This window comes from Hoyosella rhizosphaerae, assembly GCF_014643175.1.
Lineage (GTDB): Bacteria > Actinomycetota > Actinomycetes > Mycobacteriales > Mycobacteriaceae > Lolliginicoccus > Lolliginicoccus rhizosphaerae.
Map to the genome: position 1 here is coordinate 138,200 of NZ_BMJH01000003.1, position 17,061 is coordinate 155,260.

The window sequence follows — 17,061 nt, forward strand, 5'->3', positions numbered from 1 at the left end:
TCTAGTAGCGTCGAATCGCGTGAATTGGTGCGTTGTTCACCGGGTCAACCTTAACGGGAACACCAAATGTGGATGCGTGAACAATCTGACCGTTGCCGATATATAGACCCACGTGTGAAGCATCGGCGTAGTACACCACCACGTCGCCTGGCTGAATTTCGGCGGGGCGCACCGGCATACCGCCTTGAGCCTGCATTTGGCTTGTACGAGGAACGCTTCGACCTAGCTGGTTGTGAGCCCACATAACCAGTCCAGAGCAATCAAACTCGTTTGGACCAGTCGCCCCCCAAACGTATGGAGTGCCAATTCTGCTGAGCGCCGCCCGTACGATTTCGGCGCCTACACCAGATCCTCGAACAAGGTCAGGGTCGAATCCCGGTGGAATTATGGCGCCGATCCACCGCTCACGCTCTTCCTCGCTCAGCGTCTCATAAAGCGCTTTGATTTCTTCGATCTGGCCTTGCAGCACCGACTGTCGGCTTTGAAGCGTCGCGTGCTGGGCCTGAGCGTCGCGCGTGAGTTGGAGGAAGCGCTCAGCTGACTCTCGGGCAAGCCGTTCTGCCGTCTCGTATGTTGCCCGCGCTGACTCAAAGTCCTTAATGCGCTCCCCCGTGTCCCGGGAGATGATTTCAAGTGCGGACAGCTGTGTAATCAGGGTTTGTGGGGAGTCACTTGTCAGCAGCGCATAAATGGGGTCCACCCGAACACCGCGGTAATTTGCGGCCGTGAACTTATCGACAATCTCTTGGAGTTCGGCAATACGGTCGCGCGCCTCGCTTGCCGCACGACCAAGCTCGTGTTGCCGTTCTTCTGCCTCGCCAAGCTGATTGTGGAGTTCTTCGAGCCTAATCTCGGCAGTGAGCACTTGGTCGTTGGCCCGAGTTGCATCTCGGCTTAGCTCAGTCAATCGCTGCAACGCTTCGGTTGCGTTGGTGATATCAGGGTGGGCGGCCGCACTCGGGGGGTTCCCTATGTGGGGTGCCGTGACGAGAACTGCACTCAAAGCGATGGTGCAGAGCACTGCAGCAAACCGTTGCGGGCTGTTTGCCTGGATATGCGGGGCCTGAAAATGCGGTGCCCGAGAACGTTGCGAAAGCAAAGGCAAACGCACGGTTTCCTCCCCCAAAGTTTGGTCGCACACGGTGCATTCATGCCGCAAGGCACCGCGTGCACTAGCTGAGAACTTAGTGCACGCTTACCCGATCACACGAGTCTCAGCTGGACGCCATCGACCCCGTTGATCGACAAATGTCTCGATTAGATTACGGAATAGGATTTGGGCTGTCCACTCGACATCTGCAAACGCAATGTGGGGCCGAACCAGTTTCCGGTTCGGCCCCACATTACTGCGCATTAGCTGCGCAAAAACTGCAGTCTGACGATCAGGCGTAACGACGCGCGCTATGGAACGGCATCATCCCGATTGAGTCAACGCGCACAGGTTGCGACGAGTTCAGAGCGTGGACGACCTGACCGTTGCCGATGTAGATGCCAACGTGTGAAGCTCCACTGTAGAACGCGACTACGTCACCTCGTTGCAAGTTGTTGTAAGCAACAGGAGTACCACTGCCGACCTGGGCCTGGCTTGTGCGTGGAACGCTAATTCCAGCCTGACCGTGAGCCCACTGAACGAGCCCGGAGCAGTCAAAAGCATTTGGGCCGGTGGCTCCCCAGACGTAAGGCGAGCCCACCTTGCTCAGTGCGATGTCAGCAACCTGGTTGCCACGTGAGAACGGGGCTGCAATGAACTGAGGATCGGCGCTGCCGGTGTTGATTTGCGGCAAGTTCGGAACCTGCGGAAGTTCGAATACAGGAACGTCGAAGTTTGTTGGGATTGCAAGGTGATCTGGAACGTCGAAAGTTCCGATTCCTGGAATGGTCACAGGCGCTGCCATAGCGGGTGCGGCGGGAAGTGCAACAGCACCGACCGAGATCAGTCCGGCTGCGATTGCATTACGTACGGTCCGCTTACTACGCGACGTGGTGGCCATAGTTCTGAGTTCTCCGTTTCTTCCATGTACCGCCGACCGAGTTAGCTGACGGGTTCGGGCTTGGAAGCTGCCCTACGCACGCTGATTGGTGGTCAGCGCGTGATTCACCCCAAAAGTTCACGGTGGGTCCCCGGCTCGCACAGAAATGAAAGCGGTGCGATTAGGCGGTTGCGTTGCGGCGCCATCCCGGTCGGGTCGGCAAAGACTCCGCAATGTCTCGAAAAGATTACGAAAAGGACTCAGCCGAGTCCATGACCTCACCCACGCGCGCCTTGTGTGATACAGATCACTACCAAATCCTGTAACGCGACACGCGCCTACATGTACCTGCTCAAAGCCCAGTTCAGTGGGTACTTCTTGTGCAGGTTGGCCGAACTTCACATCACCGCTTCGGCGAGTCGCGTCTCAGACTCGCGGACGCCCCACTTGGCGCAGCGCATTCCTGGGATGAATTGCCGCCGACTACGGATAACGACTGTTCGAGCGGTGCGGTGACTTTGGGTACATAGCCAATCGGATACAAAATCACCCCTCCCGTAACAGCGCAATCGGTCACAAAATAAACATTTTGTGATGCTTGTCTCAAAAGTGTTCCCTGCTTACCTAATGCGCGTTATCGCGAGATTAGGCGGCTGGTCCTGGCCCATTCATCGGCGTCGGCAAAGCATCGCAACCCTCCAAGTGACTGCACAATCAGCAAAGCTGTCAGTGCCCGAGCATATTCTTTGGCTGTGATGTCACCACCGCCTGGCGCTCAACTCCAGTTTGAGGACTTAGACGCGAATCTCAGTTGCACGACGTTTGTGGTCGTAGACCTCGAAACAACCGGCGGAAGTGCACAAAACGACCGGATCACGGAGATCGGCGCGGTGAAAATACGAGGCGGCGAAGTAATTGGAGAGTTCGCCACCCTCGTGAACCCTGAGCAGAGCATTCCTGCCTACATCGTTCAGCTGACAGGCATCACCACAACAATGGTGTCGAAAGCACCCACGATCAACGAAGTGCTCCCCGCCTTCTTCGAGTTCGCACAATCATCAACGCTGATAGCCCACAACGCTGGGTTTGACGTTGGGTTTCTCAAGGCCTCTGCACAACGATTGGACTTTGCCTGGCCATTTCCGGCGCCTTTATGCACCGTAAAACTCGCACGCCGAGTGCTCACAAAAGATGAAGCGCCCTCCGTGAAGTTGTCAAAACTTGCTTTGCTGTTTCGCATCCCCCACACACCAACCCACCGGGCGCTCGATGATGCCCGCGCGACAGTGGACGTCTTTCACGCCCTGTTGGAACGCATCGGCAACCAAGGAATCCACACTCTCTCTGAACTCAACGCGTACATGCCCAACATTCCGACAGCAGTGCGAGTCAAACGGTCACTAGCCGATTCACTACCCGACGGCCCCGGCGTGTACATGTTTCGTGGCCCATCAGAAGAGATCTTGTACGTCGGTAAAGCCACAAACTTGAGCAGCCGAGTTCGCTCCTACTTCACCGGCTCAGAAACCCGCAAATCAATACGCGAAATGGTCAACATTGCCGAGCGCGTCGACCACATCACGTGCGCGCACAGCCTGGAGGCTGGCGTGCGGGAACTCCGACTCATAGCGGCTACCGAACCGGCATATAACAAACGGTCAAAATGGCCCCAGCGAAGTTGGTGGATCAACCTCACCGACGAAGCCTTCCCCCGCTTCACCATCAGCCATCGTGCGACAACCAACTCATTCGGCCCGTTCTCGCGGCGGTCGATCGCGCTTGAAAACGCGCGGACGCTTGCCGAGGCGACCGGGCTCCGCACGTGCCTCCACCGAATCCCCGCCCAGGGGACGCACTCTCCCGACTGCCTCTCACACTCACCAGCACCGTGCGCGGCGGCGCAGCATGGCGAGCTAGATACCGACGCATACAGGGCACTCGTCGAGCACACGCTAAATGTTCTCACCGGATTCGACTGCACACCACTTGAGCGCCTTCAAAACTCAGTTCACACTCTTGCGTCACAAGAACGGTTCGAATCCGCCGCACGTATGCGCGACAAACTTTCCCAACTTGGGGTTGCACTACATAAGTCACAAAGGGCACGGGCCCTCGCCGCAATGTCAGAGTTGGTAGTCGGAAAGCCGGACGGGCACGGGGGCTGGGAGCTAGCTGTGATCCGCTATGGCACCCTCGCCGCATCCGGCGTAGCGCGAAAAGGAACATCAGCACGGGCGCTCGCTGACAGCCTCGTCGCGACGGCCGAATCAGTAATACCGACGGAAACACCACTGGCCGGCGTGCACCCTGAAGAGATCTATCTCATCATCCGCTGGCTTGACGAACCAGGAGTTCGAATCGTTCACGCTAGCCCCGGATACTCAGAACCCGCCCACAGCGCTACGAAGCACCTCAGCTGGTTTAAGCAGGCGCAGGACGGCGCACGTATCGACAAAACAACACTTGCTCAGATGCCGCGGGCGAGCGCCCCGAAACTTATGCCGGGTGTCGTGTATCCACCACGATCGTCACGGGTTACTGTCGGGCCATGATCAACGCAATTGTTCTCATCCATACCGAGGCGCACACAATCCCTGAGACAGCGCAGGCTGTCGCGGACGTCCCCGGAGTGGCCGAAGTCTACTCATGCGCAGGCGACATAGATCTGATCGCCATTCTCAGGGTCCGCACTCACGAAGAAATTTCGCATGTCGTAACCGAGCGCATCACTAAGGTTCCCGGCGTGAAGTCCACGAACACACAAATAGCCTTCAAGATGTACGCACGCAGCGACGTCGAAGCCGGATTTTCGCTCGGCGAATAAACGGCCAACGCGCTGCCGCCTCAGTTTTGTTGGGTCCAGTCTGCCCACGCGCTCAGGAGCTTTGCTGCTGCACCAGAATCAACCGCCTTCGTGGCTTGCTCCATCGACTCTGCGATTGCATCGTGGATGTCTCCGGTGACGCCCTTAGAGGCAGCAATTGCCGCGGCAGAGTTCAGCAGCACAGCATCGCGAACCGGCGACTTTTCACCATCCAGAAAAGCGTGTGCAATCTTCGCGTTCTCGTCTGCGTCGCCACCTCGCAGTGCACCCAAGTCGGACGTCGGAATGCCAAGCTTTGTGGGGTCAAACACCTGAATTGTGACTTCGCCCTCCGACACCACATACACAGTGGATGTTGTCGATGTCGTAATTTCATCGAGGCCGTCGTCTCCGCGCACGACTAGTGCTGAGTTTCCCCGCTCAGCGAGCACACCGGCAATCACTGGCATCAGAGTTGGAAACGCACATCCGACCAAACCTGCTCGAGGTTGCGCGGGGTTGGTCAGTGGCCCCAAGACATTGAAGACCGTAGGGATTCCAATTTCTTTCCGCGGCCCGGCAACGAACCGAAAGGCCGGATGGAAAACCGGTGCGAAACAGAACCCGATGCCGACGTCCTGCACACTGCGTGCGACCGCATCAGGGCCCAACGTGATTTTCACTCCCAACGCTTCGAGGACGTCCGCGCCGCCACTACGCGACGACGCTGCGCGGTTGCCATGCTTAACGACCTTCACACCCGCCGCTGCGACCACTATCGATGACATGGTCGAAATGTTCACAGTGTGCGACTTGTCCCCACCTGTACCAACGATGTCGACGGCGTCCGAGCACCCTGGCACCAATTGCGCATGGCTCAACATCCCGTCCGCAAGCCCCCGCAATTCGGCAGGTGTCGGCCCCTTCATCTTCAGAGCTACGCCAAATGCAGCGATCTGAGCTGACGTTGCGCTATCCGACATGATCTCGTTCATCGCCCACTCGGTCGCTTCCGAGGGAAGATCCTGTCGGTCCGTTAGCGCCCCGAGCACACTTGGCCAGGAAAGTTCGACAGTCCCCAGAGTCACGATGAAAATCCCTCACGTCGCAATGTCAACACCCGTTTTTCGACATCATAGTGCGCTACACCCTCGAGACAGTGCACTCGCCACAGCTAGGTCGCCATAGGTTGCAAAACACGCCAACCCAACACATCGCCGCCGCAACGAGAAGCGACACTGGCCATTCGTGAATTTTCCTGCGCACAACTCAAACCTGACACGACCTGAACGCGTTGGAACACCACTGCCTCGGGCGGCAGACCCTCCGCACTGCGAGACAGCGCGTAGCCGTCGATCGACACGATGGCAGCCACCTCGTCCACGGCACTTTGTGACAACACCATGACGTGCTGGATCAGCGCCACCTCCGTACGTCGCCACGCCTCAGCTCTCTCTAGCACCGCGGACGGAGATGCTGCCACATCAAAATTTTCGGCAACGACAACCAGATCCTTCCGATTTGGATCAAGGTCCGGTACGGACTTTCGGCGGCGGAACCACCGACCCATCGCTTTGAACATTGTGGTGCCACTCCTCCTGGATTCTTCTGCTCCACAGGTTTACACCGCACATCGCTCTTGACGCACAAATCTCAGTCACGAGCGCCACCAAATCACGAACTGGACACCCTCAGAAGTCCACGAGCTGGGAAAATAGTTTCGGGAGGACCCTAATTCCGGACCCGCTTGCATGTTTAATACGACGAGCCGTCATACTTCCAAGTGTGACGAGCGCAGTAGGGAACTCAGGAACGGCAATCACACAACGTGTGCACTCGCTGAACCGCCCAAACATGGTCAGCGTAGGAACCATTGTGTGGCTGTCCAGCGAGCTCATGTTCTTCGCCGGTCTGTTCGCGATGTACTTCGTGTCGCGCGCGCAGGCCACGGAATGGCCGCCCCCGCCAACCCATCTCAATATTCCGTTTGCATTGATGATTACAGTCGTGCTGGTGGCGTCATCGTTCACCTGCCAGCTCGGTGTTTTCGCCGCAGAACGGGGCGACGTATTTGGCCTCCGGAAGTGGTACTACATCAGCTTCCTCATGGGCCTGTTCTTCGTCATTGGCCAGGGCTACGAATACTACGAATTGGTGCACGAAGGCACCACGATCTCGAGCAGTGTCTACGGATCGGTGTTCTTTATGGCCACCGGCTTCCACGGCCTGCACGTGATTGGTGGCCTTATCGCCTTCCTGTACATCATTGCGCGGACAAAGATGAGTAAATTTACGCCCGCTCAAGCAACCGCCGCGATCGTAGTGTCGTACTACTGGCACTTCGTCGACATTGTGTGGATCGCCCTGTTCGCCACGATTTACTTCATCCAATAGGCATCCCACAACGTTAGCCCCGTCCAGCCCGTCCCCCATCACCAAAGGGATCTCGATGAGCTCATCTCCACCACCCACAGCCGAAAACAACGGCGGAGGCTCAGCCGAACCGACTACGTCGACCGGCAAGTCGCCGCGGCAACAGCGTCGCGCGCGCAAGCTGCGCCGTCGTGCTACCGGAGCGGCGATGCTCCTCATGGGGCTCGCAGGCGCAGGCGTTCTCGCCACCGCCGTTACTCCTCAAGGGCACATCGCCACAGCTAGTGACGACAGCGCCGCCCTCATTCGTGAAGGCAAGCAGCTCTACGACACGTCCTGCATCACTTGCCACGGCGTCAACCTCCAAGGTGTGGCAGACCGCGGACCTAGCCTCATCGGTGTAGGCGAGGCATCTGTCTACTTCCAGGTGGCGTCCGGCCGCATGCCAGCGATGCGCAACGAAGCACAGGCAATCCGCAAGGAACCAAAATTCGAGGCGCGCCAAATTGACGCCCTCGGTGCGTACATTCAGTCCAACGGTGGCGGCCCAGTTACACCGCGCGACGCCGACGGCACTGTCGCGACCGCATCACTGCGCGGTAATGACCCCGCACGTGGTGGCGAGCTTTGGCGACAGAACTGCGCATCTTGCCACAACTTCACAGGCCAGGGCGGCGCACTATCCTCCGGCAAGTGGGCTCCTGAACTCACCGGTGTCCCCGAGCCTGACATCTACACCGCAATGCTTGTCGGCCCACAGAACATGCCAAAGTTCTCCGACCGCCAACTGTCACCCGAAGACAAGCGCGACATCATCGCCTACGTCAAAGCGGTAAACGAGCCTCGAAACCCAGGCGGCTACGGCCTCGGCGGATTTGGGCCCGTCTCAGAAGGCATGACGATGTGGGTACTTGGAATCTCAGTGGTCATCGGCGCCACACTGTGGATCGGAGCTAGGTCATGAGTAACGCTGACCGGAACACCCCCGGGGTAAACCGCAACCCCTCGGAGGAAGAACTGGCCAGTATGAGCCAGGAACAACTCGCCGAACTCGGTGCCAAACTCGACGACGTCGACATTATTTTCCGCCGCAATCGGTGGCCTGAGAAGGGCACCAAGGCTGAAAAGCGCGCTGCACGCCAAATCTCATTTTGGTTTGCACTGTCCGGCGTCTCTGGCCTCGCGTTTCTCGGTGTCTTCCTATTTTGGCCATGGGAATACCGCATGCCAGGCGAAGAGGGCTACAACCTCTACAACTGGGCTACCCCGCTTTACGGCTTGACCTTCGGTCTCGCAATCCTCAGCATCGGTATCGGCGCGGTCTTGATCGCAAAGAAGATGATCCCCGAAGAGATTGCCGTACAGCAGCGCCACGACGGTCCTTCCGACGCAGTGGACCAAAAGACCACAGTCGCGCTTCTCAGGGACGCATACGACACATCCACCATCGGTCGCCGAAGCATGATCAAATGGTCGGCAGCTTTCGGTGTGGGCACATTTGCCATCGCATCGCCCATCGCACTTGCGGGCGGCATGGTGAAGAATCCATGGGCCGAAGGTGATAACTCACCACTATGGACGTCACTTTGGACCCCGTCGTATGAGGGTGAAACTATCTACCTTCGACGCGACACAGGGCGTATCGACGACATCGCTCTCGTGCGGCCCGAAGACATTGACGCCGGCGGTATGGAAACAGTCTTTCCGTTCAAGGAATCGTGGCGAAATGACAGCTACAAGTTGTTGAAGTCCTTCCGCCACGAGTACTCCCCCGTTATGTTGATTCACCTACGCTCTTCTGACGCGGCGCGAGTTACCAAACGCCAAGGCCAGGAAGACTTCAACTACGGGAACTTCTTCGCATTCTCGAAGATCTGTACCCACCTTGCTTGCCCCACCTCACTCTACGAACAGCAAACTCAGCGACTCCTCTGCCCCTGCCACCAGTCGCAGTTCGACGTGCTGCAGTACGCAAGGCCGGTGTTCGGTCCTGCTACCCGCGCGCTTCCACAGCTTCCACTGGCAGTGAACGAAGAGGGCTACCTGGTTGCCCGGGGCGACTTTATCGAACCGCTCGGCCCTGCCTTCTGGGAACGGCCTAATTACAGGGAGCGCCAGTCATGAGCATGAGTCAAGCGATCCAAGATCGCGCCAACGGGGAAGCCACCAGAGCCGCGGTCAATATGGACCAGCGGTACCGGATGGCGGCAGGCATGCGCCGTCAGATGAACAAGGTGTTCCCCACACACTGGTCATTCCTGCTCGGTGAAGTAGCGCTCTACAGCTTCATCATCCTGCTGCTCACTGGTGTGTACCTCACACTGTTCTTCGACCCTTCGATGGCACACATCGCCTATGAGGGTGTCTACCAACCTATGCGCGGCGTCGAAATGTCGAAGGCCTACGCAACCACGCTGGACATCTCCTTCGAAGTTCGCGGCGGCTTGTTTGTTCGCCAGCTTCACCACTGGGCGGCTTTGCTGTTCGCAGCATCGATCATCCTGCACCTCTTGCGTGTCTTCTTCACGGGTGCTTTCCGCAAACCACGCGAAGCTAACTGGGTTATCGGCTCAATGATCTTCGTTCTGACCATTGCTGAAGGCTTCCTCGGCTACACCCTCCCTGACGATCTACTTTCGGGCACAGGCCTCCGCATCACTTCCGCGATCATGTTGTCGCTGCCGGTGGTCGGGACCTGGATCCACTGGTTCGTCTTCGGCGGGGACTTCCCCGGTGAGCTGATCATTCCTCGTGCATACGTGGCTCATATTCTGCTCATCCCCGGAATTCTGCTCGCGCTGATCGCCGCACACCTTGCACTCGTGTGGTACCAGAAGCACACCCAGTTCCCTGGACCAGGCCGCACAGAAAACAATGTCGTCGGCGTCCGAGTGCTCCCCGTCTTCGGTGTGAAGGCAGGCGGATTCTTCGGCATCATCTTCGGCATCCTCGCCCTTATGGGTGGTCTGCTACAGATCAACGCAGTGTGGAACCTCGGTCCATACAATCCATCGCAAATCTCAGCAGGATCGCAGCCCGACTTCTACATGTTCTTCACGGAAGGCATGGCTCGAATCTGGCCCGCGTGGGACATCTACATCGGCAACTACATGATCCCGTCGGTAGTCGGTGTGGCAGTTATTCTCGGCGTTATCTTCATGCTGCTCTTCACATACCCGTTCATCGAAGCGAAGCTGACCAAAGACAACGTCCACCACAACATCCTGCAGCGTCCACGCGACGTACCGGTCCGTACCTCACTCGGTGCAATGGCCATCGCCTTCTACATCGTTCTCTACTTGATGGCGATGAACGACATCATCGCGTTGAAGTTCAACATCTCGCTGAACGCAACAACATGGCTCGGACGTATCGGCATGATCGTGCTACCGCCGCTGGTCTACGTCATCACCTACCGGTTCTGCCTTGGACTTCAACGCTCCGACCGCAAGGTTCTCGAGCACGGGATCGAAACAGGCATCATCACACGCCTTCCACACGGCGAATACATCGAGCTGCACCAGCCGCTCGGACCAGTTGATGAGCACGGCCACCCGATCCCACTTCCCTACCAAGGTGCCGCGATACCAAAGCGAATGAACCAACTAGGTGCCGCAGGCGCACCCGGCACAGGCAGTCTGATGACTGCAGATCCGGAAGACGAGCACCAGTTGCTCACCGAAGCGGAACACGAAGCTCACATCAGGCATGAACGCGCGCTCCGTGAACTGCAACAAAAGAACATCGAAAACGACGGCAAGGGCCACTAAGCCTGCCGCACCGTGAACTTGGGGTCCTGGACTTAATTGTCCAGGACCCCAAATTTTTTGTCCTGGCCAAACCCTCGTGGGTTCACAATCAGTGGGGTGCAATATCCCTGCGGATCGAATGCCGTGATGGTGCGCAGGTGGTTTGAGCGTCAAGCACCGCGGAGCTGCGGTAATCGCATGAACCACCGGTAGACGATCAGGGCCAAAAGCATTCGCGTGACTCGGGGTGGGTCACTCGCGCCATCTGGCGAACAAGATCTTGCACTTGCGCGAGTTGGGGCGGCACAAGTCGCTCCCGATACTCTCGATCGACCATCTGGTTAGTGTGAACGGAGGCTGCGAGGGCGCGAAACAGCGAACACAGTGGCTCGGTAGAGAATTTCACGGCTGGGGCTTTTTTGTGCTTCCTCCTCCGAATCACTAGTCGAAGCAGTGGGCGACGATGTGCCTTCGTCATGTCACCTATCTGCGCTCACGTACATACGAGCCCAAGCGGTGGGCACATCGCTCAGATCTCCTACGTCCGCGGAGTCGGCACTATGCCTTTCTTGGCCTGGTGACGATGCGTGCTGTCTACGTAGATCTGGTACATATTCTCGCTAGTTAAACAACCAGTGAGAGCCGCCCTGACAAGCGATACGGGGATCAAGATACAGATGGACCATCGCGTAGCGCTGTGGCTTTCTGCGCCCTGGACTCACGGCCAACATCGACTTCCCTGCCAGCAACACAGGTTCCGCCTGCCCGGTCGGCGGTCGGCCTGATGCGCACTGGCATCGTGCCGGGCAGGAAGCTGGCTACGCCCTCCCTGTGTGGGGACAGCTCCCACGGCGGCAGTGGAGTGGTCGTGTTGACCGACGTTCGTAGGTGCCATTGGTGAGGATGCGTGTGCGGTGGTGGTAGGCGCGTAGCGGTGTGGGGTGCGCTGCGCACCATGCGGTCACGCTTGGCGTGAATTCTGGATCAAGACAATCGCGCCCCGCCGTACCTGTGGTTGCGTCGGACTAGTCGGCTCGTCTGTTTCGGTTGTGCAGAAGAATGCATCGAAAACACTGCGTTGGGCGATGCATTTCTCTGCACATGTGGACGCCCAATCTGGTCATGAACAGCAGTCAATGCCTTGTCTTGGGTTCCGTGTCGCCGAATCCTCACACATGCCCGATCAGCCTAGGCATCAGTCGTGCCATATCTCCGTAGGCAGCACCTCTGTGTAACGCGGCCTAAGGGCGCTAGAAGGCTTCAGAGAGGCCTTAGCGGATGAACCAACACCCTTTAGTGTCCGCATGGCCTTTGCTGAGATTGGGGCTATCGACACCGAGTGGGGGCACGGCGACTGGGGGCTGTTCCAGTCATGCGCTCCCCTAGCTCCCCTGAAATGCGAAATGCGGCGCCGTATGACCGGGGAGGTCTACGGCGCCGCAATCACAAGCTAATTGGCGCTGAATCGCTTTCTCAGTGCTTTTCTGGTCCCATGTGGTACTCGAATACCAAACCGGCCGAGGCGACGAGCACAGCGACTACTGCGACTGCGATGAGCCAGTAGTAGAAGAAGGCAACGGCAAGACCGGCGAGTGCTGCGGTGAGAGCCACAACAAACGGCCAGTAGCTACCGGGGCTGAAGAATCCCAAGTCGCCCGCGCCGTCTTCGATGTCGGCTTCGTCATAATCTTCCGGACGGGTGTCAATGCGCCTAGCTACAAACCGGAAGTACGTTCCGACAATCAATGTCAGACCTGCGGAAAGAGCGATGCCAGTGACACCAACCCATTCAAATCCGGCACGCGAGTAGAAGGTGAAAACACCGTACAGAATGCCCACCAGCACGAAGAACACCGTGAGCAGCTCAAAGAGCTTCGCTTCGATTTTCATGTCAGCACACGTCCTTGTTCATGTTCAGGGCTTCCTCAGTTACCGGACCGGAAAGGGATGGCAGTTTGCGCTTCACGCCGTGTCTCGAAAGGCACGGTGGTGACGGAAACTGGTGATTCACCGATTGCCTCGAGAGCTTCCGCATTCGACAGTCCTTGCCCACCATCAACTGTGGGCTTGCGCAGTTCGATGTATTCAGCGAACCGTTCAGGACTCACTGCGCGAACTTCGAAGTTCATCATCGCGTGGTAGGTGCCGCACATCTCCGCACAGCGGCCAACGAATGCGCCTTCGCGTTCGATTTCACTGATCTGGAAAGAGAAGTCAGAGTGGTTCTCTGCCGGGTTCGGCAAGACGTCACGCTTGAACAGGAATTCAGGCACCCAGAACGAGTGGACGACGTCTGAGGAGGCAAGTACGAACTCAATTCGACGGTTCGTGGGAAGCACGAGGACCGGAATCTCTTCGCTCGAACCGAGAGTCTCAATGGTGTTGTACTCGAGGTATGACAGATCTCCTCGGCGCTTGCCGTGGATTGGGCCAAATTCGTCGTCATCGTTGGGGTCGACGACCTGTGGGCCACCATCCGGATCGGATCCGTCGTAGAACGGCGTTCCATCACCCATGTCTATGGTGCGGTAGCCGAACTTCCAGTTCCATTGGTACGCAGTGACGTCAACTACGACGTCGGCCTCGCCATGTTCTTTGTCGTTCACAAAGTTCTGTACGACCACTGTGAAGTAGAACAGCACAGCGATAATGACGAAGGGAACTGCGGTGTAGAGCAGTTCTAGCGGGACGTTGTATCCCGTTTGTCGGGGGAAATCTGGGTCGCCCTTCTTCTTGCGGTGAAAGATCACCGTCCAGAAGGTAAGGCCCCACACGATTACACCCATGATGAGAGCAGCGACCACCGACCAGGTCCACAATTCGCGCATCATCTGAGCCTGAGGGGTAACCCCTGATGGCCAGCCGAAACGAAGGACCGCATTGTCAATGGAGCAGCCCGAAAGGAGCACGGCAGCGATACCGAGAGTCGCCGCTAGCCCAGTCCGCCGCGCAATTCGACGCCGACTACCGTGTGCCACGTTCACGCCTTCCTGGTTGCCACACTTGGTGCAGACTCGATTATCTAAAGTCTTGAGTCTGAATACTACGCAGCGTAGACCACGCGTTTGCAGCCGGCACTATCGGGTCTCCCCATGGGACGAAGAAATATGCGGCATACTCCCTATCGGAAGTGTTTCCCCTGCCTGTAGGTGACCCGTTGTGGGCCGCCTGACTACCGCGAATAGAGGTGCTGAGCGCTGTGTGTGGCCTCCTAGGAATCTTGACGCCCGATCGGAACGCTGCGGTGATCGCACCCCAACTTGGTGAGGCGTTGCATTGCATGAGGCACCGCGGCCCTGACGAAGCCGGGACGTGGCATGACGAAGATTTGGCTCTTGGATTTAACCGTTTGTCCATTATCGATATCGCGCACTCTCACCAGCCGTTGCGGTGGGGCCCGGAGGGTAACTCTGAGCGCTACGCACTGACGTTTAACGGCGAGATCTACAACTACTTGGAGTTGCGCGAAGAGTTGGCGCGGGACCATGGAGCTGTATTTCATACGGAAGGCGACAGTGAAACGATTGTCGCGGCTTTTCACTACTGGGGCCCTCAGGCTGTGGAACGTCTTCGTGGAATGTTCGCATTCGCGGTTTGGGATACTGAGAAGCGCGAACTTTTTATCGCACGCGATCCGTTTGGAATCAAACCGTTTTTCTACGCGGAGGGCCAAGGCGGTTTTGGGTTTGGCAGCGAGAAAAAGAGCCTTCTGGAAGCGGCAGATTTACTCAAAATTGACCTAGATATTGACCCTCGGGCCACTGAACACTACTTGGTGTTGCAGTACGTTCCGGAACCAGAAACACTGCACAAAGGCATTCGGCGCCTTGAGTCCGGGTGCTACGCGTGGGTGCGTCCTGGCGGATCACCAGAGATCACTCGATATTTCAAGCCACGGTTTCCTGTTGTCCCATTCAAAAAGGGAAAGGACGAGGCGCAAAAGCGGTACGACGAGATTGCTGCCGCCCTTGAGGATTCTGTAGCGAAACATATGCGGGCCGATGTGACGGTGGGTTCGTTTTTGTCGGGTGGAATTGATTCGACGGCAATTGCGGCCTTGGCGATTCGGCATAATCCGGATCTCATAACTTTCACTACGGGATTTCAGCGCGAAGGGTATTCCGAAGTTGATGTTGCAGCAGAGTCCGCGGAGGCAATAGGCGCCCGGCATGTCGTGAAAGTCGTAGGCCCCGAAGAGTTTGCGAACGCGATACCCGAGATCGTCTGGTACCTCGACGATCCAGTAGCAGATCCCGCTTTGATTCCGCTGTACTTCGTCGCTCGCGAGGCCCGCAAACACGTGAAAGTCGTGTTGTCAGGCGAGGGTGCTGACGAACTGTTCGGTGGGTACACCATCTACCGCGAGCCCCTATCGTTGAAGCCGTTTGAAGCCTTGACTCCAGGAATGCGACGCGCTGCGGCCCGGTTGTCCGATCGGATTCCTGAGGGCAAGCGTGGAAAGAGTTTGCTACAGCGCGGTTCCCTCTCGCTTGAGGAGCGCTATTACGGCAATGCGCGCAGCTTCCAGGACGCCCATCTACGCGCCGTGTTGCGAGATTTCAGGCCCGAATGGACGCACATGGATGTCACAGCGCCGATCTATGCGCAATCTGAGGGTTGGGATCCTGTGGCACGGATGCAGCATGTGGATCTTTTCACGTGGCTGAGAGGCGACATTCTCGTCAAGGCTGACAAGATGACGATGGCGAACTCGTTGGAACTGCGTGTCCCATTCCTAGATCCTGAGGTTTTCGCGGTCGCTGAGAAGCTTCCGTTTAAGCAAAAACTGACGCGTGAGACGACGAAGTTTGCGCTCCGTCAGGCGTTGGAAGGCATTGTGCCGGGGCACGTTTTGCATCGCGCGAAGCTTGGTTTCCCTGTGCCGATTCGTCATTGGCTGCGCGGACCTGAGTTGTATGAGTGGTCACGCACTCAGATCGCGGAGTCTGGTACTGATCACATTCTGAATTTGGGCGCAGTGAGCCAGATGTTGGAAGAGCACCGGACTGGAGTGTCGGACCATAGTCGACGCTTGTGGACTTTGATTACGTTCATGGTGTGGCACGGCATTTTTGTGGAGAACCGGATCAAACCAGCTATTGAGGATCATCAGTACCCGGTTAAGCTCTGAGGGTGTGATCCTCACCCGCTTGCTTATCTCACCTGGGTGCGATGTGTTTGTTCGTATCGCTCTTTTTCGCGCTTGATACGTGCTGTGGTTCTCGGATTCTGCAGGTCGGCAGGTAGTCCGTGGCGCTCGAGTCGTCGGGCGCGATTGGGTTCCATGTAAGCGGCTGAGTAGAACAACGCCAGCAATACGCCGAGAAGTACGACTGACCCGGTCAGCACAAATGGACCGGGCAGTAGGAAACCCAGAGCAAACAGGGGCATGAACGGAACCAGGCTTCGGACGAGATGTCGCGGAACGGCCCTGTTACCGGTGAGGTCGTTCCGCACCCACTCCTGCATTGTGGGTGGGAGTGTTCGGCCGAAACTGTAGCCAATCCATTGCAATGGGCCGGGTCGAGTTCGTTGGTTCTTTATTTTGTGCAGTGTTTTCATGCGTCTAGTACTCCGGCTCGTAGCGCGGCGGCGTTGATATTGCTGAGCACGTCGTGCAGTTCGGTAATTTCGGCTTCTGTTACACCTAGTCGAGCCATCACCGCTGGCGGTATGGCTTCTGCCTGTTTACGCAGGGACTTGCCGGACTCGGTGAGCCGAACTTCGAGTTTGCGTTCGTCCTGTTGGCTGCGCTCCCGCACGATCAGGCCTGCCGCTTCGAGCCGTTTGAGGAGTGGCGACAGCGTGGCGGAGTCGAGTTGGAGTGCTGCGCCGATGTTGCGAACAGAACGCGGATTCTGCTCCCACAGGGCGAGCATGACGAGGTATTGCGGATGTGTGAGACCCATTGGCTCGAGCAAGGGCCTATAGACGGCCAGCACTGCCCGGTTTGCTACAGCGAGAGCGAAGCACACTTGCCTATCGAGCGCGAGTAGGTCCGACTTTTCTTCCATGCGCACTATCGTAGCGCCCAATTAGATAGCGCACTACTCATTAGTGCGCTATCTACAATGCTGTGAACTACACACAGCTTTTCCAAGCAACTGAGGGGCTGCGCGCCTCCTCGGCACACAGCCCCTCTGCAACACACGTCTAGCGCAATGCG

Annotated in this window: 15 protein-coding genes and 1 riboswitch; of the genes, 7 read left to right on the plus strand and 8 right to left on the minus strand. The window is 57.5% G+C overall.

What is annotated here, in order from left to right; translation table 11 throughout:
* Position 1 precedes the first annotated feature (1 nt).
* Positions 2-1,111 carry an NlpC/P60 family protein gene (locus IEW73_RS12335; protein WP_188675494.1) on the minus strand — a complete coding sequence of 370 codons (1,110 nt, stop codon included), beginning with the start codon at positions 1,109-1,111 and terminating at the stop codon, positions 2-4.
* Between the two features lie 271 nt (positions 1,112-1,382).
* The gene (locus IEW73_RS12340) at positions 1,383-1,991 is read right to left on the minus strand and encodes a C40 family peptidase (RefSeq protein ID WP_188675497.1); all 609 of its coding nucleotides are present in this window, start codon (positions 1,989-1,991) and stop codon (positions 1,383-1,385) included.
* Positions 1,992-2,006: 15 nt separating this feature from the next.
* Positions 2,007-2,168, minus strand: a riboswitch (cyclic di-AMP (ydaO/yuaA leader).
* Positions 2,169-2,725: 557 nt separating this feature from the next.
* Here IEW73_RS12340 and IEW73_RS12345 point away from each other — a divergent pair.
* Both IEW73_RS12345 and IEW73_RS12350 read left to right on the plus strand, forming a co-directional pair.
* Positions 2,726-4,522, plus strand: coding sequence for a DEDD exonuclease domain-containing protein (locus IEW73_RS12345; RefSeq protein ID WP_188676866.1), 1,797 nt, complete (start codon positions 2,726-2,728; stop codon positions 4,520-4,522).
* A complete protein-coding gene (locus IEW73_RS12350) occupies positions 4,519-4,794 on the plus strand; it encodes an Lrp/AsnC family transcriptional regulator (RefSeq protein WP_188675500.1) in 276 nt (91 codons plus the stop codon). Before IEW73_RS12345 ends, IEW73_RS12350 begins: the two co-directional genes overlap by 4 nt.
* A 20-nt stretch (positions 4,795-4,814) precedes the next feature.
* Here IEW73_RS12350 and trpD read toward each other — a convergent pair whose 3' ends face one another.
* Together trpD and IEW73_RS12360 are read right to left on the minus strand one after the other, a co-directional pair.
* Entirely contained in the window at positions 4,815-5,861 is a 1,047-nt protein-coding gene (trpD, locus tag IEW73_RS12355; RefSeq protein WP_188675503.1) for an anthranilate phosphoribosyltransferase, read from the minus strand.
* A gap of 86 nt (positions 5,862-5,947) precedes the next feature.
* Positions 5,948-6,355, minus strand: a complete 408-nt coding sequence (locus tag IEW73_RS12360) for a hypothetical protein (RefSeq protein ID WP_188675506.1) — start codon at positions 6,353-6,355, stop codon at positions 5,948-5,950.
* A gap of 203 nt (positions 6,356-6,558) precedes the next feature.
* Between IEW73_RS12360 and ctaE the strand changes: the two genes are divergently transcribed.
* From ctaE to qcrB, 4 genes are read left to right on the plus strand one after another with little or no spacing between them, the layout of a single operon-like run.
* Positions 6,559-7,167: an aa3-type cytochrome oxidase subunit III gene (ctaE, locus tag IEW73_RS12365; RefSeq protein ID WP_188675509.1), complete on the plus strand. Its 609-nt coding sequence runs from the start codon at positions 6,559-6,561 to the stop codon at positions 7,165-7,167.
* 55 nt (positions 7,168-7,222) lie between these two features.
* Positions 7,223-8,110, plus strand: a complete 888-nt coding sequence (qcrC, locus tag IEW73_RS12370; protein ID WP_188675512.1) for a cytochrome bc1 complex diheme cytochrome c subunit — start codon at positions 7,223-7,225, stop codon at positions 8,108-8,110.
* Positions 8,107-9,270: a cytochrome bc1 complex Rieske iron-sulfur subunit gene (qcrA, locus tag IEW73_RS12375; protein WP_188675515.1), complete on the plus strand. Its 1,164-nt coding sequence runs from the start codon at positions 8,107-8,109 to the stop codon at positions 9,268-9,270. The genes qcrC and qcrA overlap by 4 nt, the downstream gene beginning before the upstream one ends.
* A complete protein-coding gene (gene qcrB / locus IEW73_RS12380; RefSeq protein ID WP_188675520.1) occupies positions 9,267-10,916 on the plus strand; it encodes a cytochrome bc1 complex cytochrome b subunit in 1,650 nt (549 codons plus the stop codon). Before qcrA ends, qcrB begins: the two co-directional genes overlap by 4 nt.
* 1,452 nt (positions 10,917-12,368) lie before the next feature.
* Here the strand turns inward: qcrB and IEW73_RS12385 are convergent.
* On the minus strand, positions 12,369-12,785 hold the full coding sequence (locus IEW73_RS12385) for a cytochrome c oxidase subunit 4 (RefSeq protein WP_188675522.1): 417 nt from the start codon (positions 12,783-12,785) through the stop codon (positions 12,369-12,371).
* A gap of 35 nt (positions 12,786-12,820) precedes the next feature.
* A complete protein-coding gene (gene ctaC, locus IEW73_RS12390) occupies positions 12,821-13,879 on the minus strand; it encodes an aa3-type cytochrome oxidase subunit II (RefSeq protein WP_188675525.1) in 1,059 nt (352 codons plus the stop codon).
* A 215-nt stretch (positions 13,880-14,094) separates the two neighbouring features.
* Between ctaC and asnB the strand changes: the two genes are divergently transcribed.
* On the plus strand, positions 14,095-16,026 hold the full coding sequence (asnB, locus tag IEW73_RS12395) for an asparagine synthase (glutamine-hydrolyzing) (RefSeq protein ID WP_188675527.1): 1,932 nt from the start codon (positions 14,095-14,097) through the stop codon (positions 16,024-16,026).
* Positions 16,027-16,049: 23 nt separating this feature from the next.
* Here asnB and IEW73_RS12400 read toward each other — a convergent pair whose 3' ends face one another.
* Both IEW73_RS12400 and IEW73_RS12405 read right to left on the minus strand, forming a co-directional pair.
* Positions 16,050-16,457, minus strand: coding sequence for a DUF5313 family protein (locus IEW73_RS12400; RefSeq protein ID WP_188675529.1), 408 nt, complete (start codon positions 16,455-16,457; stop codon positions 16,050-16,052).
* Positions 16,454-16,909 carry a MarR family winged helix-turn-helix transcriptional regulator gene (locus tag IEW73_RS12405; RefSeq protein WP_188675532.1) on the minus strand — a complete coding sequence of 152 codons (456 nt, stop codon included), beginning with the start codon at positions 16,907-16,909 and terminating at the stop codon, positions 16,454-16,456. Before IEW73_RS12405 ends, IEW73_RS12400 begins: the two co-directional genes overlap by 4 nt.
* Between the last annotated feature and the right edge of the window lie 152 nt (positions 16,910-17,061).

Bases quoted from the DNA above. Each gene is read 5' to 3' on its own strand.
- IEW73_RS12340 (WP_188675497.1), bottom strand. From the start codon at position 1,991: ATGGCCACCACGTCGCGTAGTAAGCGGACCGTACGTAATGCAATCGCA.
- IEW73_RS12345 (WP_188676866.1), top strand. From the start codon at position 2,726: ATGTCACCACCGCCTGGCGCTCAACTCCAGTTTGAGGACTTAGACGCG.
- IEW73_RS12350 (WP_188675500.1), top strand. From the start codon at position 4,519: ATGATCAACGCAATTGTTCTCATCCATACCGAGGCGCACACAATCCCT.
- IEW73_RS12360 (WP_188675506.1), bottom strand. From the start codon at position 6,355: ATGTTCAAAGCGATGGGTCGGTGGTTCCGCCGCCGAAAGTCCGTACCG.
- qcrC (WP_188675512.1), top strand. From the start codon at position 7,223: ATGAGCTCATCTCCACCACCCACAGCCGAAAACAACGGCGGAGGCTCA.
- qcrA (WP_188675515.1), top strand. From the start codon at position 8,107: ATGAGTAACGCTGACCGGAACACCCCCGGGGTAAACCGCAACCCCTCG.
- qcrB (WP_188675520.1), top strand. From the start codon at position 9,267: ATGAGCATGAGTCAAGCGATCCAAGATCGCGCCAACGGGGAAGCCACC.
- IEW73_RS12385 (WP_188675522.1), bottom strand. From the start codon at position 12,785: ATGAAAATCGAAGCGAAGCTCTTTGAGCTGCTCACGGTGTTCTTCGTG.
- IEW73_RS12400 (WP_188675529.1), bottom strand. From the start codon at position 16,457: ATGAAAACACTGCACAAAATAAAGAACCAACGAACTCGACCCGGCCCA.
- IEW73_RS12405 (WP_188675532.1), bottom strand. From the start codon at position 16,909: ATGGAAGAAAAGTCGGACCTACTCGCGCTCGATAGGCAAGTGTGCTTC.